This window comes from Chitinophaga varians (genome assembly GCF_012641275.1).
Lineage (GTDB): Bacteria > Bacteroidota > Bacteroidia > Chitinophagales > Chitinophagaceae > Chitinophaga > Chitinophaga varians_A.
The window spans coordinates 1329519-1350224 of record NZ_JABAIA010000002.1 but is presented as its reverse complement, the minus strand read 5'-3'; the positions used below and the strand labels follow the sequence as shown (position 1 = coordinate 1350224).

General features: G+C 41.7%; 21 protein-coding genes and 1 CRISPR repeat array (1 of these 22 cut by a window edge). Of the genes, 2 read left to right on the top strand and 19 right to left on the bottom strand.

Annotation, left to right across the window (positions count from 1 at the left end):
- A CRISPR array of direct repeats spans positions 1-1084; the repeat unit is 30 nt; unit sequence ATTTCAATTCCACTATGGTTCGATTATGAC (it extends 664 nt beyond the left edge of the window).
- Between the two features lie 205 nt (positions 1085-1289).
- The 9 genes from cas2 to HGH92_RS20030 form a co-directional block, all read right to left on the bottom strand.
- Positions 1290-1553 (bottom strand): CRISPR-associated endonuclease Cas2, encoded by a 264-nt coding sequence (gene cas2 / locus HGH92_RS20070; protein WP_168872537.1) that lies wholly within the window; start codon positions 1551-1553, stop codon positions 1290-1292.
- Position 1554: 1 nt separating this feature from the next.
- Positions 1555-2559, bottom strand: coding sequence for a type I-B CRISPR-associated endonuclease Cas1b (gene cas1b, locus HGH92_RS20065; RefSeq protein ID WP_168872536.1), 1005 nt, complete (start codon positions 2557-2559; stop codon positions 1555-1557).
- A complete protein-coding gene (locus HGH92_RS20060; RefSeq protein WP_168872535.1) occupies positions 2556-3062 on the bottom strand; it encodes a CRISPR-associated protein Cas4 in 507 nt (168 codons plus the stop codon). Before HGH92_RS20060 ends, cas1b begins: the two co-directional genes overlap by 4 nt.
- A gap of 78 nt (positions 3063-3140) precedes the next feature.
- Positions 3141-5438: a CRISPR-associated helicase Cas3' gene (gene cas3, locus HGH92_RS20055; protein ID WP_168872534.1), complete on the bottom strand. Its 2298-nt coding sequence runs from the start codon at positions 5436-5438 to the stop codon at positions 3141-3143.
- Entirely contained in the window at positions 5431-6027 is a 597-nt protein-coding gene (locus HGH92_RS20050) for a hypothetical protein (protein WP_168872533.1), read from the bottom strand. The genes cas3 and HGH92_RS20050 overlap by 8 nt, the downstream gene beginning before the upstream one ends.
- A gap of 76 nt (positions 6028-6103) precedes the next feature.
- Positions 6104-7132 carry a type I-B CRISPR-associated protein Cas7/Cst2/DevR gene (gene cas7i / locus HGH92_RS20045; protein ID WP_168872532.1) on the bottom strand — a complete coding sequence of 343 codons (1029 nt, stop codon included), beginning with the start codon at positions 7130-7132 and terminating at the stop codon, positions 6104-6106.
- Positions 7133-7138: 6 nt separating this feature from the next.
- Positions 7139-9151 carry a hypothetical protein gene (locus tag HGH92_RS20040; RefSeq protein ID WP_168872531.1) on the bottom strand — a complete coding sequence of 671 codons (2013 nt, stop codon included), beginning with the start codon at positions 9149-9151 and terminating at the stop codon, positions 7139-7141.
- Between the two features lie 118 nt (positions 9152-9269).
- Positions 9270-10112, bottom strand: a complete 843-nt coding sequence (cas6, locus tag HGH92_RS20035; RefSeq protein WP_168872530.1) for a CRISPR-associated endoribonuclease Cas6 — start codon at positions 10110-10112, stop codon at positions 9270-9272.
- A 154-nt stretch (positions 10113-10266) separates the two neighbouring features.
- Positions 10267-10875, bottom strand: coding sequence for an FMN-dependent NADH-azoreductase (locus HGH92_RS20030; protein WP_168872529.1), 609 nt, complete (start codon positions 10873-10875; stop codon positions 10267-10269).
- Between the two features lie 106 nt (positions 10876-10981).
- Between HGH92_RS20030 and HGH92_RS20025 the strand changes: the two genes are divergently transcribed.
- The gene (locus HGH92_RS20025) at positions 10982-11365 is read left to right on the top strand and encodes a winged helix-turn-helix transcriptional regulator (protein WP_168872528.1); all 384 of its coding nucleotides are present in this window, start codon (positions 10982-10984) and stop codon (positions 11363-11365) included.
- 8 nt (positions 11366-11373) lie between these two features.
- Here HGH92_RS20025 and HGH92_RS20020 read toward each other — a convergent pair whose 3' ends face one another.
- The 3 genes from HGH92_RS20020 to HGH92_RS20010 all read right to left on the bottom strand — a co-directional run bounded on the left by HGH92_RS20020 (position 11374) and on the right by HGH92_RS20010 (position 13994).
- Positions 11374-12894: a serine hydrolase domain-containing protein gene (locus tag HGH92_RS20020; protein ID WP_168872527.1), complete on the bottom strand. Its 1521-nt coding sequence runs from the start codon at positions 12892-12894 to the stop codon at positions 11374-11376.
- 262 nt (positions 12895-13156) lie between these two features.
- Positions 13157-13672: a hypothetical protein gene (locus HGH92_RS20015; RefSeq protein ID WP_168872526.1), complete on the bottom strand. Its 516-nt coding sequence runs from the start codon at positions 13670-13672 to the stop codon at positions 13157-13159.
- 7 nt (positions 13673-13679) lie between these two features.
- Entirely contained in the window at positions 13680-13994 is a 315-nt protein-coding gene (locus HGH92_RS20010) for a hypothetical protein (RefSeq protein WP_168872525.1), read from the bottom strand.
- A 361-nt stretch (positions 13995-14355) separates the two neighbouring features.
- On the opposite strand from HGH92_RS20010, the gene HGH92_RS20005 reads away from it, so the two are divergent.
- A complete protein-coding gene (locus HGH92_RS20005) occupies positions 14356-14691 on the top strand; it encodes a DHCW motif cupin fold protein (RefSeq protein WP_168872524.1) in 336 nt (111 codons plus the stop codon).
- A 53-nt stretch (positions 14692-14744) separates the two neighbouring features.
- Here the strand turns inward: HGH92_RS20005 and HGH92_RS20000 are convergent, their stop codons facing one another.
- From HGH92_RS20000 to HGH92_RS19970, 7 genes are all read right to left on the bottom strand, one after another.
- Positions 14745-15587: a DUF5694 domain-containing protein gene (locus tag HGH92_RS20000; protein ID WP_168872523.1), complete on the bottom strand. Its 843-nt coding sequence runs from the start codon at positions 15585-15587 to the stop codon at positions 14745-14747.
- 66 nt (positions 15588-15653) lie between these two features.
- On the bottom strand, positions 15654-16457 hold the full coding sequence (locus tag HGH92_RS19995) for a helix-turn-helix domain-containing protein (protein ID WP_168872522.1): 804 nt from the start codon (positions 16455-16457) through the stop codon (positions 15654-15656).
- Positions 16458-17066 carry a 4Fe-4S single cluster domain-containing protein gene (locus tag HGH92_RS19990; RefSeq protein WP_168872521.1) on the bottom strand — a complete coding sequence of 203 codons (609 nt, stop codon included), beginning with the start codon at positions 17064-17066 and terminating at the stop codon, positions 16458-16460. It abuts the gene before it with no gap.
- Between the two features lie 4 nt (positions 17067-17070).
- Complete coding sequence (locus HGH92_RS19985) at positions 17071-18114, bottom strand: ComEA family DNA-binding protein (RefSeq protein ID WP_168872520.1); 1044 nt, start codon at positions 18112-18114, stop codon at positions 17071-17073.
- A 1-nt stretch (position 18115) separates the two neighbouring features.
- The gene (locus tag HGH92_RS19980) at positions 18116-18328 is read right to left on the bottom strand and encodes a DUF2997 domain-containing protein (protein ID WP_168872519.1); all 213 of its coding nucleotides are present in this window, start codon (positions 18326-18328) and stop codon (positions 18116-18118) included.
- Entirely contained in the window at positions 18328-18762 is a 435-nt protein-coding gene (locus HGH92_RS19975; RefSeq protein WP_168872518.1) for a hypothetical protein, read from the bottom strand. The genes HGH92_RS19980 and HGH92_RS19975 overlap by 1 nt, the downstream gene beginning before the upstream one ends.
- A gap of 11 nt (positions 18763-18773) precedes the next feature.
- On the bottom strand, positions 18774-20414 hold the full coding sequence (locus tag HGH92_RS19970; protein WP_168872517.1) for an AAA family ATPase: 1641 nt from the start codon (positions 20412-20414) through the stop codon (positions 18774-18776).
- Positions 20415-20706: the final 292 nt, after the last annotated feature.

The window sequence follows — 20706 nt, the reverse complement described above, 5'->3', positions numbered from 1 at the left end:
AATTCCACTATGGTTCGATTATGACCCGGTTCAAAGTAGGGGAACTGACATTTGAATTGTATTTCAATTCCACTATGGTTCGATTATGACAGTCATTTCCCCCATCCAAGTAGACTTATATTTCAGATTTCAATTCCACTATGGTTCGATTATGACTGCCTGACCCCAATGACGAACAATATTACATTTCAGATTTCAATTCCACTATGGTTCGATTATGACGCGCATCTTCTTTCGATAAGGCGCGTTTGCTACACAATTTCAATTCCACTATGGTTCGATTATGACGTCGCGGGCCTCACTTCTCGTCCTGTGCTCTTGTTATTTCAATTCCACTATGGTTCGATTATGACATTTGTGTGTCAATGGAGACAAGTTCAAAATGTAATTTCAATTCCACTATGGTTCGATTATGACGACCAAAGCGAATCATTAGAGCAAATGCGCAAATCACATTTCAATTCCACTATGGTTCGATTATGACTATGCGGGCCGGATGCCGCTCATTTTAACAGAAGAGTATTTCAATTCCACTATGGTTCGATTATGACCTGCGGGGATGAATGCCAGCACCAACAGCCATCTGTATTTCAATTCCACTATGGTTCGATTATGACATCTCAATATCACTGTCTGGATGCCTGTCTTCTATCTCATTTCAATTCCACTATGGTTCGATTATGACGGAAATACTTGCCTGCAAGGGTTCTGCGCTTATCAAATTTCAATTCCACTATGGTTCGATTATGACTACTGTCAGCCTTTACGCCACGGTAATCCCAATTATAATTTCAATTCCACTATGGTTCGATTATGACGGTCCTGGCCAACGTAAGGCCTCTGGAATTTATACTATTTCAATTCCACTATGGTTCGATTATGACGGCTTCGCAGTGAAGAAGTCAGCTACCTGCGATGATATTTCAATTCCACTATGGTTCGATTATGACAAACAGCAGGCGGCCGAACAACAATACAAAGATCACAATATTTCAATTCCACTATGGTTCGATTATGACCAATGATTGCCCGGAACATGGAGCTTTACCAACAAATTTCAATTCCACTATGGTTCGATTATGACCCGCCAAATCGACGACAAAAAAAGCTCATTTTCAAAGCTTTATAACTCATAAGAAGAAGCTATTTCCTACAAAAAGTTGTCGATGCGAAATACCTGGATTTTGTCCTAGCACCGACAACCTTGCACCACACTGATAGTCAACAACTTACAAAGTACCTGTATTAAAGGACGGATCCCAAATTACAAATAACATAATATTCGACAACTACAGAAAAATATCCGGCTCGCTCTTTTCCTTTCCTAAGATCTGCTTATCCAGCCACTTTTCATTTCTACTTTTGAAAATAATCAGGCTATCCTCTTCCATCTTCATTATTTCCTTTGCCCGGAAGCCTAACTCTTTTAGCTTCACATCGGTGATTTCCCCTTCAAATACACTGTTCTGTATCCAATTCAAATACTGTCTACACAGCTTGAGCATTTTCCCTACACGTTTCTCTCCAATATCGTAAACCAGAATTACATACATGTTACCACCAACTTTTAAAGGGCCTATATTCCTCCATATTTAAAATATGTTTGGTGAGCTTATAGCATTCCAACTTTACTAAATGCTTATAACTAACATGCCTGTTGAGTGATCTATGCTTAATAGTTTCATTCAGGCGCTCTTCAAACGCTCTCACAAATATCTTACGGGCCGCATCTTTCAATAATACGCTGTTTACCTGAACATCAAAGTCCCGTGCCTGAATTTCCTTTTTATTCAGCACCTTGAAAATAACCCTGTCAACCAGAATAGGTTTAAATATCTCGGCTACATCCAACGCCAGCGAATATCTTCTGTATCCAGGCTCGTGCAAAAAACTGATAGTCGGATTGAGTTGAGTATGATAAATTTGCCCCAGGCAAAGCGCATAACACATCATATTACCAAAAGAAACCAGCGCATTTACTTCATTTTGCGGAGGCTGTTTGCTGCGGCCATCCATCGAAAAATCATTTAATATCACATTAAAGGTCTCATAATAAATCTGCCTGATATTTCCTTCGACCCCCATCAGCACATCTATATCGACTGCCTGTGATACGGACTCACAGAGTTTCTCGATGGTTTCAATTATAGAACTTAAGTCCTTCCCACGTGACTGATAATAGCGCAGATTTTTTACAATATTAAACGCCGCACCTTCTACAAACCTTCGTGCAATTACCAATCGTTTACTTTTCGACATATAATGATTGGTTTGCTCAATCTGCATGCGACCCGCCAATAAATAATCCTTGGGCATAAAGCTACCAGTATAGTGCTCATAAAAATCAAAAAAATGTACAGCAATCTGTTCCTTACCTAAAAAATTATACAAAGCACTATTGGCATCCAATGCACCAAAACAAAACAGATCAGACACGCCTTCTATGGGTATATATTTAGGAACCCCTTCATTCCCCATGTTATCCACCGGAGTAAACTTAAGTGTATTGTCCTTACGGCTCATGCGACCTGGATTGAAAAGGTAGTACGTTTTCTTCATACTTCAGCTATATAACAGAGTTCATAATAACTACAACTCTTACAAATTCCCTTTTTCACTATAGATGGACAAATATCACTCTGAACAATCAGGCAAATTTCGTCTTCCCATTGTTTGGCTTGCAGTAAAAATTCATCATTCCATTCAACGTACTCTTTCTGCTTTAGTCTGGGATATTCTATAACCCCTTTCGGATCAACAATTCCGTTCCTTACCAAAACACTAAGATAATATTTCAACTGGGCAACATGCGCAACTTCCACTTTATCCGATTTTTTTACTTCGTGAACTATCTTGTCCTTTACATTGAAGAAATCTATTTTAATTCCATCAATGGCCAACTCGGTATATTTTCTGGATCGGTCCAGGTAAGTAGTTTCTGCAACTAATTTACCATCAGCAACTATATCAGAAGTATATTCCATTTGTATACCATTAGCAAACAACCATAGCTTTCGTTTGCAAGTATGCAGATAGGCAACATGTGTTCCGGTGATGTTCATTAATAGAGAAATTATTTTTAGAAAAATACATTATATCAGTGACCACTCTGTCACTTAAGCTCGAATTATCCCCAAAACCTAATCCCATATCTGATCGTCAACCGTTATCTTCTTTTCTATATATCCAATCATCGGATTGTATTCCAGGTTAACAGCAATCAAAACATCTCCCATCATTTTGTTTCTGGATATCTTTGCTTCGTAAGCATAAACCTGAACCAATAATTGATTGGCTTCTAAAAATCTTCTTTGGGATACCTTTTCCTGGTATTCTTCAATGAGGTTAAAACAAAGCACCTCAATCTTTTGATTATTATTCTTCAGTATATCTTCAACCCAATCTCGCCAATGTCCGGCGATCCATTCTTCTTCAAACTGATTGATGACTGAATGATGTAATCCATTCTTAAAGTCTTTTTGCTGCTCCTCATTATAACCATCCCTGTAAACATTGTTACACACGCCAATTAGCTCATCTTCTCCCAGTTCGCAATGATTGAAGCGGCTCAATTCACTCCAGGTGTCTTTCAAAACCTTCACATCATAGAATGGTGTAACCCCAATTGAATTTTCAAACAAGTAAACGGGAACGCTAGTAGTATTAAAACCCAGTTTTCCATCTATTGGAGGAATCATCTTCTTTCCAGCTCTATTGACTCTTCCAAATCGCTGTATTAAAGCATCAATGGGGGCATTTTCTATAAAAGCAACGTCATAATCGATATCCAGGCTAACTTCTACAGCTTGAGTAGCAATTAACAATTGAGGACGCAGCGAAATATCCTTGCCAACAATCAATTTCTCAATGGCAGTTCTGTCCCTTCTATTTAAACCGCTGTGCAAAAGTTGTACTGTACAACCAATATCAATTTCCCTATACAGCTTTTGCGCAGTCTTCACATTATTCACAACAATTAAAACCGATCTTCCCGCGTCCAAATACTTCTTAACCAGGCCTATTTCATCTTCAATTGTAGCGGTACTCTTACAATACAAGCGGTGCCTTTTTTTATCTAACACATCCCGGTCTTGCTCCTTTGTCCTGTCTGGCCGAACAAGCATTGACTGATCACCCGCATAAATTTCGTCAATGATAAGGTTCAGCATAAAATCAGGAATGGTAGCTGACAAAAAGAAAAACTTAGCATTGAACATTCTTTTGAAGAGCTTTATTGTTGCCAACAACATGCCCGTCAATAAAGCATCATAGGTGTGAAATTCATCAATAACAAATAACGCATTTTTATAATCGAACAAAGCCAACTCCCATCCCCTGCCCTTAAGGGACGTTTTCAGAATCTGATGCAACGTCGCGACCTTTATTGGGTAGAATAACTCCCTGGAAAGCGATTTTCTATCTCTTGCTTCCAACTCAATCTTTCTATAATCCTTCTCTAGATTGTTATATTCACCAGAAATCTGTTCATAGAAAAAATCTATTGTTTTAGAATGTAAAGCGGTTACAACATTCTCATTATAATGCATTTGTAATCGGGAAACCATTGCATTAATACTTGCTGTATAAGGTAGCAAATAAAACACCCTTGAATTTTTAGTTTGATTCGCAAATATCCAATTCAACGCGGCTTCCGTCTTCCCTGACCCTGTGGGTGCATGCAGGATAACATCTGTTTTTATTCCTCTTAACCGATCCTGAAATGGACGAAATGGAAGATATTCCCCATCCTTACCCGGTTGAAAATCGCGCAGTTCCAGCTGTTTATATTGCGGTATATCGTTTTCCTTTCTTGCAGAGCCTAAATGGTCCGAAGCCATCAACAAAGCCCGGGTCATAGAAAGCTGCCTCCTATGCTCGGGATCTGGTAATGCTTTAGCTTGATATCCTACATTTAACAGCATTATCATTTCTTTGGGCAACTTTTTCACAGGCTCTTGTTCAACTATCGGCATACTCAGCCCGAAGATCTGTAACCAGTCAAGGATATGTCTACTTTGAAAAATCGAAGAGTCTGAATTATACCACTGTTCAATATATTCAATTATTTGGTTAAGCAAAAAGCTCCCTTTCAGACCATGCGTATCTACAATCCCTTTGTGATGTGTCGCAATCGCGAATAGCTCATCATTATCCAGCTGCAAATAATTAATACACAACAGCAGCGACACCAACTCGTGCCTAATGCCTCCCTCCTTATGGCCTTTCAACTTTTCCACAAACTCCTTATGAATTTTACCCAAATCGTGTAAAACAGCGCACCTCACCATTTTCCGCTCCCAATATTCTCTCTCAGACTCATTTAAAGGAAGCGACTTCAATAAATTTATAGCCGCTGTAATAACATGTCTGGTATGCATCTCAAGAGTGGTTACACCATCACCCTTTGCCCAAAATTGATCAAAATACTGCTTACTCATTAATAAACTCGTGCAAATAAAATGATACTGGTTCTTCCGATTTCTTTTGATAAATGTTATTTAACTCTACTACATCATCATTGTCATGTGGTATAGAAATAAATACCCTGGACGCCTGAGGTCTTCTACCAGAACCCACTTCTTCATTTTCAAGGAAAGATTCGGCTAATTGCACCAACTGCCCACCTGCACGTAGTCCAGCAGAGAATGGCAATAACGAGCCACCCATATTTCCTTTACCCACCTTTTCGACTTCAACTATTGAGACGTTCTCTATTTTTAGAATATCTTGTGATCGCCCCAGAGATGGAGTTCCCACTGGATTTTCAAAATACTCCATCCAGTCAATCCTGTCAATCCAAATTAGCAGCCTGGGAGATGTGTGAAATTCCCGTATATAAGCATCTGTACCCTCGCTATGTTGTTTTATCTTCCTCCCATTAAACTCAAGACGTTGCCTCGTCTCCAGGTCCTGCGCAACAGTGTCGTAAGAATATTTAAATCCGATCCTGACTTCTTTAGGCAAAACGACCCTTCCAAGACAGCACCCGATAATTCCTAAAACCAGGGAGTAGCTCGGTGTATGCATACAAAGAGCATTTCCTGACAGAATAAACGGTAACCGGGGAGTAGACGTCCATCCTGAAAATCGCACTTCCAGTAATTTATCCATTCGTTAAATAGGCTTTGGTGAATTGGTTTACTATTTCTATTGGGGAGGCCAGTACAAAACCCTCCTCTAATCTTTTTGTAACTTCCTCTTCATTTTGCAGATAACCTTTTCTTAATCCAACATAAATTGGAGTTGCCAGCCTGCTTTTATAGTCATTTGATAACTCCAGCAACAAATCAATATTCAAAATTGGTCTTTCTCCCGTTCCAATAAATAAATTATTAAAAATTGGGTTTGCCGATCCCAGCCCGGCAAAAATTAAAACTTTAGGAGATACATCAGCGCCAAATGCCGCTTGTTTTGCCCCACCTCTCAAATAAGCCAATCCTTTCAACAATCCCGCAGCATGCTCCTTTCTGACTTCGGCTCCATTTTTCAGTTCATACCGCTTAAATTTACCTCCTAAATCAGATTTGTTAAATTTATCCGCGTGTTTCTCCACCAATTCAGAAGATAATTCCTGTCTACTCCCAAGATTGTCATATACACCTAAACGATAATATTCCAGGTTAAAAAAACCTTCCAGATGTGTTGAGTAGAACTTTGTGGAATAAGGTAATGGGGTTCCTTCTTTCAGGTGAACAAATGCCTCATCTATATTTACTGTACGCATATTTTTTATCCCCTTCAAAATAGATGATTTAAAAGGGGAAGTTCTTTGAATGCTTTCTTCACCCTTGGCTCCGGCTTTCATATAACCAAATAAATCATCTTCAGGAAAATCAATGGGATTTAACTCAGTCGCTATTTTATTGGTATTTCCCTTTTCAGAACCTTCTCCTATAGCCCGTAATTCGCTGGGATTCCAGTTGTTCTCCTCATTGGCTGTATCCCTTAGCCACCTTCTCCATGACTGGGCAGACACATAGGGCACCTCTTCCACCCTGTCGTTCACTTTCTCTCTATAGGTTTTAGGTATTACACGGTTTTTATCCTCCTGAACTCCCAGACCTGCTCCGTTAAGGAAGGTCGCGGTTGCATCAATTAACAGTGCGCCTGCAATATTATTCAAATTTGACATAATAGGTTAGTTTTGGTTTTTGTTAACGATATCTTTTTCTGTTAAAGGTTTTACGGCCGATTGTCTCAATAAAAATTTAATCGCCAGCACACAGATGTTCCACGTATTATTTCCAAGTGGATTAGTCAACAGATCCTCTACCCTCCACTTATCGCTTTTTATTCGTTCATTTTCTTTTATAAACTGATTGGTATTATAAATCATTTCGTTAAGCAAAGAATAAAATTGATCATTCTCCTTTACGATACTACTAACTGTCTTAATAAATTTATTGTATGGCGCCCTGTCTTCGGTCGATTTTTGATATTTCATATAATAGTAATTCCGATAATCGTCTGAAAAACGTCGAATCCTATCAAGCCATTTTTTGAAACTATGATCTTCTTTCAATCTACTTTCCCAAGGTAAAACCGAAAACACTTCTTGTTGAGGTTGAGAAAAGAATATTCTCAAAAGTTCATTCAACCCAAACTTCTTAAAAGTAAAGGCATTGTCATATAGTACTTCTATGACATTTTCAATTTCCACTTCAAAATTATCAATAGCATCAAAAATAACTCTGTCATATCCAACTTTAGTATATTCATTCGGATTAATCAGATTAGACTTTATTGTATTGATTTTTGAATCATTCTGGATCAGACCTATTATCCAGGTACATGCTTTATAAACTCTTGCTTTTGACACATCAATCTTCCACAGCACATTACTATAAATCTTCTTTTGCGTAAAGAAATGGATTAATTTATGTAGTTGATAATAGTTATTTTTAACGGGCAACTCCTCCTTGTTATCAAGAATGGTAATATGATCTGCCATACTCCATTCACCATTTTCCGTAGCCTTAACAAACACTTTAAACAGTTCTACCCGATATTCGGGATCATTCCATCCATATTTTTTATTCAATATTTTTTCGAATGTATGGGATTTGTATTTTTCGATTAATCCTGCAATATATTTTGCTATAGAAACAAAATGGCTTCTGCCTATCTCTTCATAATAGGCTTCCAAAAATTCAGGGGAAACACCCTCATATTCCATTTTCTTTTTCCCACTTCCAAATACACCAGGATAGAGCAAGGACCAATCACTATTCTCTTCCAGGCATTCAAGGAAGTTAAAAGCTATTTCATTGTTGGATAAAATTTCTCTGAGCTCTCTTTCAATTTTAGCGTTCTTATATAGCCGTTGGAGTTTTCTGATAAAGGAATTGGGTAGTCTGTCTATTTTACAACTTGCATCATTGCCGAAATTGGAAAAACTCCACATATTCAAATCTGAGTAAGTCTCTTCGAAATACTCCTTCCTATTTAGGACCTCCAATACCTTAATCATATAATCTCCCCTAGAAAAATTTCTGACATTCTCTACTCGCTCCTTTGTAGGAATAGTTTGAATTTTTTCTGCTACTACCCTCGCATTTTCAGCCACCATCGCTCTTGACAACTCAAAATTGGCCGAATCCACCAATAAAACCCCTCGTTTATACAACAACGCAGACAACGGTAAAAATTGAAGAATAGGAACACATATTGGATGTATGTGCACTGTAAACTTTGCCTGGGGCAAAGCTTGTGCATCTGAACCTAAACCTCCAATCAAAGGAAACCAGGATCGATTCACGTGCGTGTCTGTTTTTTCAATATTCCTTATCTCTTTTTTGAGTTGCTTCTCGTCTTTAATGTCTCTTATAAGTAATTCTTTTTGGCGTTCTATTTCCTCCTCATAAAAATTCTCGAAAGTTTTACTAAATCGTAAACCTGAAATTTCGCACACATTATCGCCTTCGGATTCAAAACTATCCATAATGGCATTTAATAAATGGTGATAAGTACTTTCTCCAGCTCCATTAGCTTTCTTGGCAGGATTAACCAAAGGGTTATTCAGAAACACCATTGTATAACTTTTCAGCCGTTTGTTAATCTCTTTCAGATTTACTTTGTCATACAATTCTTTTAACAATGAAGGAGTAATCTCTGAAACACTCTTCAGCTTTGCCAAAGCTTCAACAGTCATCAATGCATTATTTAGTATTGCATTCCCCGTATATGTTTTAAGTATTTACATTTGTATTTTTTATTATTTAATAAAATGTCTATATGTATGCTGGGATTAGGTTCATTTCAATTAAAACTCAATCGAACCAGTTATTAGCGAGTTGCACACATCCCATTCCCTGTGAGCTATATACGCCAATACCCGAGTTTAAAAGCAACTCCACAAACCTTTTCTCTGCAATTACCTTTATATACAAATTTAGCCATCCCCGAATTTTGGTTTCTTCTGGTTTCCCGTATTTTATAGTAATAAGTCTGGACTTATAGGGTCTTTTTGCCGGTTTAACTTCTGCTATTAACACCGCAGCAGCGGCAATAACATCGTTATAACAAGAGGAAATTTTACTTCGCCAGTTATATATCAGGCTCTCAATAAAACGAGGATCTTCAGGCGATAAAAATTCATACTGGTCTTTTTCATTACGCAAACCAGCCACAACAGGAGAAAGTGGCTGAAGGGTCGAAGTGATAACTTCGCTGTCACGAAACGACTCCAACAAGTTGGGCAGACTTGTAATCGATTTCAGGATAAACCGGCAGCGGCTTCTCATATCTGCGATCTCCAGCTGTTCACTCTGGAACAATCCCTTTATAAAATTTTCTGCCGTTTGGGGCAAATGGAATGTCACCTGAAAATCTACCTCATTTCCAAGTAATTTCAATCTGTCACCCTCAATTTTAAAAGGGACATTTAGCTGTGAAAAAGTAAACAACTTAATACCTTTTCCATAGCCTGTTTCATGAAGAAAGGTAGCATACTGCGCATCACCTTTTGCAATGATCTTATACAAAGCTGCACTTAAGGGGTGCTGATAATTTACCGGTATAGTACCTCTATTTTCAGTACTGTAAAGTAGTATTTTAAATCTCATCAACAGAAAAGCTAAACGGTGGGGTGATTTTGGTGTTTCTATATACAAGTGTACAATTTTTCCTATAAAAAGCGCAGCGTTTTTAAACCAGCAGCTGCGCATAATCAAGACTAGTCATCTAACAGTCTGACAAACAAGATAATTTCAATAATAAAAAAGCATCGCTTCCGCGATGCTTTTTAACAACTACAAACTATACCATTTACCCTCCAACCACAATACTCCCCACTCCTTTTTCAAGCGCCGCCTCTGGCCCTATAACCGCCTGCCCTTCGGCCCTGAAAACGCCCGCTACCTCGATTCCTATGACTGATAGAAAAGAACGTACATATGGTTCCGTGAAATCGTAGGCTTTCAGGTCACCTTCCGAGTAAACTCCGCCGGAGGAAGTCACTATATATCCCTGTTTACCTTTTAACAACCCTTCCGGCAGCAAGCCATTTCCGGTATACTTAAATGTTATTCCGGCCCTTGTAATATGGTCGAAATAGGCTTTCAGCGTGGAAGTAATAGTGAAGTTGTACATCGGGGTTTCTACCACAAGGATATCAGCATTCATTAGTTCCTGAATGGCATCCTCTGAATACCTGATGTCATAAAGCTGTTCGGCGGTGCGGTTTTCCGCCGGGGTAAAAAACGAATTGATATGAGATTCATTGAGGTGGGGAGGCGGATTTTTAGCCAGGTCCCGCACTGTCACGCTGCTGCCTGTATATTTTTCTTTTATCTTTTCCACCACAGCATTCCCCAATTTCCTGCTGACAGAAGCATCTGTTCTCGGGCTTGTAATAATGTGCAATATTTTTTTCATTTCTCTTACTGTTTGATGCATCAAAACTACCTACATTCGCTAAGGAAAGGTCCGTAGTAAACAAAAGGTTAGTAGTAACCTGTATGTTATTTAATCCTATAAGCACATGAAAAAAACAGACTTCAAACAAACGGAATGTGCCGCCCGGCTGGCTTCGGTGGAAGATGCCATGTATGTACTGGGAGGCAAATGGAAGCTCCGTATCATTACGGCCCTGGTGACCGGCCACTACCGCTTCAATGAGTTGCAGCGGGTCATCACAGGAATTTCAGCCAGGGTATTGTCGGCAGAACTGAAATCACTGGAGTTGAACGGGTTGGTGAAAAGAGAAGTAAAAGCCGACCGGACACCAGCGGTAGTGGAATACCTGCCGACCGAATATGGCATGACTGTAAAAGAAGTGGTTTCCGTGTTGGGAAACTGGGGATTAACACATAAACAAAGGATTACCGGAAAATATGCAACACCTGTCATAAAAAAGGTTTCATAAAAGACTTCTTACATCAATCCCAGTTTCTTCATCGCCTTTATTCCATCTTTGCTGTTGGGATTAAGTTCCAGCGACTTTCTGTACATCCTTATGGCATCTTCCCGGTGCCCGGCTTCCAACAATGCTTCGCCATAACTGTCATAAGTGTTGAAATCAGCCGGTTGCAGGAAGGTATTCAGCTTAAATGTTTCCAACGACCACTGCAAATGGTCGCGGGCTTTGGACTGGTAAAGGAAATCATATCCCAGGAAGTTCATTTCCCTTGGATTAAAATAATAGTTGACACTGTCGGCCTTGCAAAGATGCAACATGCAGGCAGCATGGTCAGCTCCGCTTGTCATCAATGCCCGCGCATATTCGCGGACAGCAGACTTCTTTAAAGATAAGGGAATGCCCGGTTTGCCGTTCAGCAGGTAAAAACAGGAGGTTACGTTGGCACCGAAAGAACTGTTGCCATTCATGTAGGCCACGATCACCTGTCTGGTGCCGAGGTTATGATAATAGAAAGTGGCCAGGCCAAATTTAAACCCTCCATGCCCTACTCCTTTTCCGTATCCCGGCATGCTAAATATCTCCCAGCCCAGGCCGTATTGTCCTGTACCCTCTCCCAGCATAGTGTCCATGTGTTCTTCATACGTTTTTCCATTGTTTAGCTTAACCGGGGTGATCGCTTCTTCAACGGTAGTACGTGACAACAACTTCCCGCTAAAAAAAGCGTTATCGAATTTCAGCATATCGTCTGTTGTAGTGATGATATTGGAAGACCCGATACTGCCGCTGTTATTATATTCAGTGTACCGGTAACGCGCCACTTTATCAGCCTGCGACCAGGCCGTATCATAATAGGTTGGCTTCACCTGTTGTTTTACGGCTAAAGGGTCATCCATACGGTTTACGCCGCGTACGTAAGTATTTTTCATCCCTGCCGGTCTGAAAACATATTTTTCCAGGTACCCCGGGTAATCAAGTCCCGAAACCTTTTCGATGATCAAAGCCAGCAGATTGAAATTGGTGTTGCAATACCTGAACTCATCGCCCGGTTTGAAATACAACCCTTTTTCCCATTGTTTTAACAAAGGCAATACAGCGATGTTAGTGATGATTGTATCAGGATACTGTTTCACCGTCTCTTCAAACAGTTCCAGGTTAGGTAACCCTGAAGTATGTGTCAATAGATGACGCAGGGTAATACCAGGGAAAGGAAAATCAGGAAGATACCGGCGCACTTCGTCATCCAGCTTTAGTTTGCCTTTATCTTTCAACTGGAGAATGGCAGTGGAAGTAAACACTTTAGAAACAGAGGCCAGGTTAAAACGCGATTGCTCCGTATTCTGCCGTTGTTGGGCGTAATCCGCATATCCCCCTGAAAAGGCATACACCTTGTGACCGTTTTCCGCCAGGGTGATATTGCCGTCGTACAGCTGATGAGCAGCAAGGGTATCAAAGTAGTTTTTAAACGCGACATCCCGGTTCTGAGCCGTAGCACCGAAAGATATAAGGCAAATTGTGCCGATAATGATTGATCGCATAATGTATGTGTTAGAAGACAACACAATAGTATAATTTCCTGTTAGCCCATCTTTTCCGATGGGATGAACAGGGCAAATCTGTGACGAAATGCATGTTTTGAGGTTTCGTTATATTATCAAGCTGTAACTTTCCGCAGCTCCCTTACAGGGCACATTCCAAAAACTGGCGTTTGGGGAAAATAACAATGGCATCGCCTTCACGATGCCATTGTTATTTATTCATTTCTGACGATGAAGCTTTGATTTTAACTGAGAACGTTGCTTAGATAGCCACCTTGACTTTGGGTTTAACAATTGCCTCTTCATGCTTACGAAGGGACCTGTCATTTTTTAACTCTATTGCTTTTTGTTGGGCTAAGACCCCATACCAAAGATCTGCAGGGAAATTATAATTAGAATGAATTTCCAGACGCATCAGAATTGTATCATTAGGTTCTCTTTGATTATGTATAAATTGGCTAAGCAGCGATGGCTTAATATTTATTTCCTGCGCAAAAGTTTTTCCATTTAACTCCAGACTTTTCATATAGAGCGCGAGAAAGAAACCAAATCGATACTCGGAATGCTCGCCCTTTAAAAATTCATTAATTTGAAACTTCAGTTGTAAAAAGCGCAACTTTAATTTCTCTTCGTTTGATACTTTCCCTTTAGTATTCTGACGAAATTTACCAAATGCAGCTAAAGTTTCATTTCTTTGTTCACCAGTGACAGACGGGGATTCAAAGGAAATGTCCTCATCCGTCCACATTTTTTTTCTCCTGGAATTTTTTGGTTCCATATTATCTCTATTTATCCGCATATTCTTTAACTAGTTCGATTGAATTGGCTGTATCAGACACCATTCTTTCACCCATAACACCCCCTATCTTTCCAATATACTGAAACCCGTACTTGCTATGGAAAAGCGAAGCTTTCTTATTTTTTGCAGTTAAAACCAGATAACCATCGTGATGGTACTCCTGGGACAATAACACAGCATATGCAAGCAAACACCCTCCAATTCTCCCAAATCCATTTTCACCACGATTATCCTTGCTGACTTCAATTACATTGATCTCTAAAACATCGTAACGGGGATCAGGATGATCAATTACATGCATTAAACCTAAAATTTCACCCGTCTCATCCAGGCATAGCTTATATATATCTTCTCATTTATATTTATTCCAATCAAAATCAAACTTCTTACTTCTTCTGATTATGGAAAAATCTTTGCTACCAATCTTCTCAACCCTAACATTACATTTCTTTCCGGTTTGCTTATTTTCTACATACATTCACCAATTGGTTTATTTAAATAGCTTTCCAAATTTACAGATTTTGTTAATATTTACAAAATCTGTAAATAATTATTACCGTTTCAACCTCTCCTAAATCTCGCGTAAAGACCGCCATTAACAGAAACCGGCTAATTTTCCAGGTGCGCTGGCCATGCAATGAGACTTTCGTATTTTTATCGGCATGAAACACCCCTTTCAATGCATCGACTGGAGCACTATCGCTCCCACCACACACCCCGGCACTACCGGCGAAGCCTTATGGCAAACCCTGCAACTGCCTGGCTTACGTATACGCATCGTGACCTACTCACCCGGCTACCTGGCTGATCATTGGTGCAAAAAAGGACATATCGTTCATTGCCTGGAAGGCAGTTTTGTCAGCGAAATGGACAGTGGGGAAGAATTTGTACTGCAACAGGGTATGACTTACGTCGTTTCCGATGAACTGAGCAATCATCGGTCCAAGACAGCGTCAGGGGTTAAACTGTTGATTGTGGACGGGGATTTCCTGCAATAATCTGCGGCAGCCGGTATTGGTATAACCTGCTGCCACAAAAGGACATCTCGTTTTTATTTCTTCAACACCTCTTCCAATTCCACCACCTTGTAATTTGCATCCAGATCGATAAAATGCTTGAACACGGCCGCATGTCCTGCGCCAACAATCACCATCACCCGTTCGTCATTGGCTTCCGTCAGTTTCTGCACCAGGGAATACATGTGCAGGTTTCTTCTATACCAGGCATTCACCACGTCCGCCCCGGTAAAGTCGTCCAAAGCACCGCCTTTGTTTAACAGGGTGATGTAAAATCCGAGATTGATATTGCGCATGCTTGCCTTATTCTCTTCCAGCAACATTTGCGTCAGGGTCAGTTTCTTCATGAGCCCACTGGTCAACTCACCGAATTCTTTTATCTGTTTATCAATGGTAGCCTGGAGATCGGTTTGTCCCGCTTTTTTGATGGCTATCTGCAAACTATCGTAACGCCAGTCCATCGGGCAATCTATGGCATGTATCTTTGGCAGTCCGGCTTTTTTACCTGCTCTGAAACCCAGCTGAAATATCTCATTTTGTGCATAAAAAGCATTCTTGGGAAATTTCTGACGGACATAATCAAAATAGGTATCCTTCAGATAGAGGTTGTACAAGGTATCTAGCCCCAGCTGATCATTGTATTCCCACTCTACAAATATTTTCGTGGGCTTAAATTTTTTGATGTGGTCAGTGATAAGCTCCAGCTCCTGCTGGGACTTTTTACTCATGACGTCAAACGTCTCTAATTTCGTCAGATCAGCACCGGGATTGTTAAAATGGAATACCCCTACTAAAAGCACCTCCTTTTGATGCTGGGCCTGGACACTGATGGTGAGAGCAAACACTGCTACGGCAAGGGCTATGTACAACTTCTTCATAATCCTGTTTTTTTAGAACAAAGAAATGGAAATGATAGTCATTAAAATTGTACAAATGTAAACTACCTAAAAAACGAACCACACGTTCTCCTTCCCTGTATCTACTTTGCCAAAGAAGTCGGAAGGTGTAAAATGGGTGAAGCCCCGGAAATCACGAATAAAATGAGACTGGTCGTAGAACTGCGCGAGATACGACAACTGTGTGAGGCTACCGGATTTCTGTTTTTCCGAGATAGCATTTCTGAAACGGTGTATTTTCCTGAACTCAGAGGGAGACTTCCCTATGTGTTGGATAAAAATCCTGTTGAGGTATTGCCTCGATATCTTATGCTTTGCTGCGATGTCATTAATTTTCAGGTCCGACTGAACATCGGCGATGAGTTGTTCCGCCAGGGAAAAATCGTTGTATTTCAGTTTTGACAGCCAATAGTCTTCCAGTTTTCTGATTTGGGCATCCCTGCCCCGCGTATTGAATATCTCAGCCATTTTTTCCTGGTAATCAGCAAAAGGATTGAAGCTGACAATATCTGCTTTGAACATCTCGGGTAAGTCGTCCACAAATTGATTTAACCCCAATGGTTTGAAATAAATCGTTATTTCATCTGTAACGGCATGCTGGATTATCTCAATAGGACGCACATACCGGCTCACCAGGCTGGATGCGATGTTATTTTGCCGGGAAGCAGCAACAACAATTTTATTTTCTTCCAATATCAGATCAGTATGCTGATACACGGCAGCAATACAGTAGTTATTGGGGAAAGTCCAGTATTTTATTACTTCTGAGATAGCTTTTTTATCAATAAAATAAAAGCCTTCCATGTATTGCTTTAATATCTCACTGGACGGTTTGTAAAACTGAACTTCCATTTATTGTATATTTTTCAATGAATGCCGAAGCTCCAGGAATTTCTCTTTTGGCATCATACCATTGATGGCGATAGTCCCATCTTCCCCGATACGCACTTCGACTTTATTTTTGATGGTATGCAGCTTGTTTTCCAAATGCTGATACCGTGCTGTCTGAAAAAAGATACGCTGATTGGAAGAACCCACCCATGGCCGCTCGAAGCTGGTCAGGGCCTTTAAGTAAGGCCCATCCACAAAAATATCACAAAGCGCGATGATAGCCGCTTTATGCGGGCAACCGCTTTCCAGGATGGCTTCTTTCGTATAGCCGCTGAAAAACATCAGCGATAGTCCGGATGCTTTTACCGCTTGTAAAAAAGGCAGTAGCGCCGCTGCCTGGTCCATGGGCTCACCGCCTAATACAGTGAGGCCTTCAATGTCCGGTGTTTCGGCGAGTATTTGCAGTAAGGTTGATGGATCTGTCGCCTTCCCCTTGTTTTTGTCCCAGGTATGTGGCACCATACAGTCCTCGCACCTGACAGAACAACCCTGTACCCAAAGGCAGGCCCGGAGCCCTGGCCCTTCCGCGGCTGTTACCGGTATAAACGCATTGATATATAGCTGTTCCATTAACTTAAAATTCAATCACCCTTCCGCCTCCTCTTTTCGGCGCATCGAAATTTACGTAGCCCCTGATCCTGTCTACCTGTTCGGAAGAAAGCTCCATCCGTTTTTTCAGGTCATTTATGTCCGTGAAGTTGCCGCCGGTCTTTCTCTCTGAAATAATCGTTTTTGCCAGTATCCGGTTGATGCCGCGCAGCTGCATCAGCTCCTCTTCCCCTGAGGTGTTTACATTTACTATAAATGTCGCGGTGGATTCCTGTGGCAACGGTGGCGGCTGAAATGAAGCAGGAGATACAACCGGTTCCCGTGACGGCTGCCGGTTGAATGACTGGCCCATCGTGTCTTTAGCAACGCCGGCGCTATTACTGTTTGACGCCCGGGCAGGACCGGCAAATAAATTAGCACCATTGCTGATACATCCGACGGCGGCGATGACATAGCCAATCAACGCCAGTCCGCTCGCGATATCATCTGTAAGTCCGTGCGGCGCGGTCAGGTACTCGCCGATAAAATTCCGGATATAGTCTTCCACCTGATGGTCCGTTGCCAGCACCTCCATATCGAAAGTCAGGTCATATTTGCCTTTTCCTGTGGTGGCTTTCACTTTATTGAGGTAATGCCCATAGAGGCACTGGCTCAACTGATGAAAAGCCGCCCCGGCTTTTCCGGTTAACCGGCCCTGTTGTGCAGCTGCCAGCAAGGGCTTGTTTTTGGGGTCCTGCTCTATCAGCTCAGCGGCCGTATTTTTTAACACCTGTTGCAGGTTGGATTCCATTTCAACGGAATCCATCATTATATCCTGTTTCACGGCCACTGTCTGCAGGTTCTTTTCGAAAGCCGCCGGGAAGGCGGTCCTGACGGGCTTCTCCCTGTGAGCGGAAACGTTCAGCAGCACAATTATCCCCAATGTTACCCCGGAGATAATACAATAGATGGCCACCCAGCGTTTCTTTTTCAGTTTGTACGCCATGATGATAGCAGCCACAGTGTTTATAAACGGGACAATACCGGTAATGACGCCCAGCAACACGCCCCATAGTCGTTTTAAAGACATACTAGAGATTATTTGAAAGATGTGACCGGTCGTCTGTTTTAACCTCCTGCTCGTAATACCCGGCCGTCAGGGTCTCATTAATAATTTTCCCTTCGATGAGTTGTTCGATCAGTTTTTCGTAATCCTTACAGGACGGCCCTTTTACGCCGTTTATTTCAGCGGTTACATTTCCGTCTTTATCTATTGAGATGATCAGTTTGCCTTCGGTAGACATCAGCCATTCAAATTAAATGTTAATACGATAGACTGGTTCTTCTGAACAGTTTCCTGTTCCAACACCAGTCCTTTTTCTTCCGCCTTTGCTTTTATGGTATTGTAGACGTAGTCCTGCACCATGCCCCTGTATTCAGCCTCCATATCTCTCACCAGTGTTCTTACTGCGTCTCCTTCCATGGAATTAAAATACTGTACTTCGTAAAAACCGGTACTGCTCATCCGGAATACAAGCTGATGGCCGGATATCCCGGTTTCAAGGGCATTGTCCCTATCATTGATGGTGGCGTTATATAACTTCGCCAGGGTATTCCTGAGCAGCGCTTCACTCTTCATTTTTGTCTGAACAGAGAAGGTTGATTTTCTATGGGCTGCCAGGCTCTGCATGGCTTCCTCCAATGTGATCCGGGGTCTTATATCATATCTTACGCTCATGGTTGTAAATTTTAGAATTCTATGCTGCGGCCGCCTCGCGAAGCCTCTTCATCCGGCTTTTCAGGATCATTGTTCACCGCCGGGGCATTAGGTATTTTATGGCTGACAGAAGTAGCGGATACCGCCCGGACATTCGCCCATTCCCTGATGGCTCGGATCTTCTCCGATTGGGTGACCACCAGCGGAACAGTATTTTCGATGGCGGTAATAAAATCGTCCATGGTGATGGCCCTGTTTTCAGAGAATGCTTCAAACAAGCCACTGATCACCACCTGTTCAATTTCTGCTCCCGTAAAACCTTCTGTTCTTTCTACCAGGGGATCGATGAAATTGTCATCCAGTTTCAGGTCACCCAGTACTTCAGGATGTGTCAGCCGTTTTTTTAAGTGGATATCTATAATGATTTTTCTTTCTGCCCTGGTGGGAAGATCAACAAAAAATATCTCATCAAAACGGCCTTTACGCATCAGCTCCGGTGGCAGGAAATCGATATTATTGGCGGTAGCCACCACAAACACAAACTTCTCTTTCTCCTGCATCCAGGTGAGGAAAGTTCCGAACAGGCGGGTAGCCGTACCGCTGTCACCGGAGGAGCCTATGCCTGAAAAAGCCTTTTCTATCTCATCGATCCACAGCACACAGGGCGCCATTGATTCTGCCGTTTGAATGACCGTGCGCATGTTACGCTCACTGCTGCCGACGAGGCCGCTGAATACTGCGCCCATGTCCAGTCTCAGCAGGGGCACGTTCCAGGAGGTGCTGACGGTTTTTGCCGTTAAACTTTTACCACAGCCAGGCAAACCGGTGATCAGGACACCGCGGGGCGCCGGGATATTATATTTCCGGGCTTGCTCAGACCAGCTGTCAGCGCGTTTTTCCAGCCACTTCTTCAGGTTCTCCAATCCGCCGATGTCTCCCATCTTCAGTTTGGGCATACTGAATTCCAGAAGGCCGTTGCGGTGAATGATCTGCTTCTTTTCTTCCGCGATGGTGCTGATATCATGCACATCCAATATTCCGTCATTCACCATGGACAAGGCAAAGGCATTTTCCGCTTCATTGAGGGTAAGTCCGCAGGCCGCCTCACATAGGCGGGCCACTGCATTGTTGGCATTCAGGTCGAAACGCAGGCGTTGGTTCTGTCTGTTCTGCTCCACCAGGTTGAGCAATACCTGCTGGATCTCGTCTGCCGTTGGGAGCGCGAACTCTTTGATCAGTATCTCTTTCTGCAGCGCATCAGGAATAAATTTATCATGACCGGTGATGATGACCGTCTTCAGCCAGTCGCCTTCTTTAATGCGCCAAACCAGGTCTTTTAACTTACGGATAATATTCTGCTCACAGTTGGGACTGGCCAGTTGTGCGTACATGTCTTTCAGAATGAGCACGCCGTCTTCCTCCAGTTCATCTGCAAACTCCAACGCCCGCATGGGTGTTTTCACATCCCCTTTTTCAGGCCTGTTGTTTTTGACATAACCATCCACGACGGTCCATTCCCATACCGGTCTGGGTTTACTAAACAGGGCGGTGTCCTGTAACATTGTTTTTACGGTGTCAACAAATCGCTTCTCTTCCCAGGTAACAACATAGATGATAGGAAAGCGCGCTTTAATCAGGGCCGCAAGTTCTTTCGTAAAATCAGTAGCAGGCATATCGGTTTAATTAGTTACTACAAACAATCCACAGACAAGGATATTTTGTTATCACCCTTATAGCGTCGAAAATATCCGGGTAAATATATATCATTTTCGCCCAATTACTATACCAGGGGGATTTCCAGCCGTCCTTGGCTGGTTTTGGCCGTATATTCATACAGGTGGTAACGGCGCCGGATATATGTCAGTTAAAAATTATTTTACCGAACGTTGCGCCAGACCATCCCGGCTCTGAAAGGCGTGACAAATGCTGCATGTACCTGTTCATAAAAAAACGGGTTACAGCAAC

Bases quoted from the DNA above. Each gene is read 5' to 3' on its own strand.
- cas2 (WP_168872537.1), bottom strand. From the start codon at position 1,553: ATGTATGTAATTCTGGTTTACGATATTGGAGAGAAACGTGTAGGGAAA.
- HGH92_RS20040 (WP_168872531.1), bottom strand. From the start codon at position 9,151: ATGACTGTTGAAGCTTTGGCAAAGCTGAAGAGTGTTTCAGAGATTACT.
- HGH92_RS19985 (WP_168872520.1), bottom strand. From the start codon at position 18,114: ATGTCTTTAAAACGACTATGGGGCGTGTTGCTGGGCGTCATTACCGGT.
- HGH92_RS20000 (WP_168872523.1), bottom strand. From the start codon at position 15,587: ATGAAGAAGTTGTACATAGCCCTTGCCGTAGCAGTGTTTGCTCTCACC.
- HGH92_RS20005 (WP_168872524.1), top strand. From the start codon at position 14,356: ATGAAACACCCCTTTCAATGCATCGACTGGAGCACTATCGCTCCCACC.
- HGH92_RS19970 (WP_168872517.1), bottom strand. From the start codon at position 20,414: ATGCCTGCTACTGATTTTACGAAAGAACTTGCGGCCCTGATTAAAGCG.
- cas1b (WP_168872536.1), bottom strand. From the start codon at position 2,559: ATGAAGAAAACGTACTACCTTTTCAATCCAGGTCGCATGAGCCGTAAG.
- HGH92_RS19990 (WP_168872521.1), bottom strand. From the start codon at position 17,066: ATGGAACAGCTATATATCAATGCGTTTATACCGGTAACAGCCGCGGAA.
- cas3 (WP_168872534.1), bottom strand. From the start codon at position 5,438: ATGAGTAAGCAGTATTTTGATCAATTTTGGGCAAAGGGTGATGGTGTA.
- HGH92_RS20030 (WP_168872529.1), bottom strand. From the start codon at position 10,875: ATGAAAAAAATATTGCACATTATTACAAGCCCGAGAACAGATGCTTCT.
- HGH92_RS20015 (WP_168872526.1), bottom strand. From the start codon at position 13,672: ATGGAACCAAAAAATTCCAGGAGAAAAAAAATGTGGACGGATGAGGAC.
- HGH92_RS20025 (WP_168872528.1), top strand. From the start codon at position 10,982: ATGAAAAAAACAGACTTCAAACAAACGGAATGTGCCGCCCGGCTGGCT.
- cas7i (WP_168872532.1), bottom strand. From the start codon at position 7,132: ATGTCAAATTTGAATAATATTGCAGGCGCACTGTTAATTGATGCAACC.
- HGH92_RS20060 (WP_168872535.1), bottom strand. From the start codon at position 3,062: ATGAACATCACCGGAACACATGTTGCCTATCTGCATACTTGCAAACGA.
- HGH92_RS19995 (WP_168872522.1), bottom strand. From the start codon at position 16,457: ATGGAAGTTCAGTTTTACAAACCGTCCAGTGAGATATTAAAGCAATAC.
- HGH92_RS20020 (WP_168872527.1), bottom strand. From the start codon at position 12,894: ATGCGATCAATCATTATCGGCACAATTTGCCTTATATCTTTCGGTGCT.
- HGH92_RS20010 (WP_168872525.1), bottom strand. From the start codon at position 13,994: ATGCATGTAATTGATCATCCTGATCCCCGTTACGATGTTTTAGAGATC.
- HGH92_RS19975 (WP_168872518.1), bottom strand. From the start codon at position 18,762: ATGAGCGTAAGATATGATATAAGACCCCGGATCACATTGGAGGAAGCC.
- HGH92_RS20050 (WP_168872533.1), bottom strand. From the start codon at position 6,027: ATGCATACACCGAGCTACTCCCTGGTTTTAGGAATTATCGGGTGCTGT.
- HGH92_RS19980 (WP_168872519.1), bottom strand. From the start codon at position 18,328: ATGTCTACCGAAGGCAAACTGATCATCTCAATAGATAAAGACGGAAAT.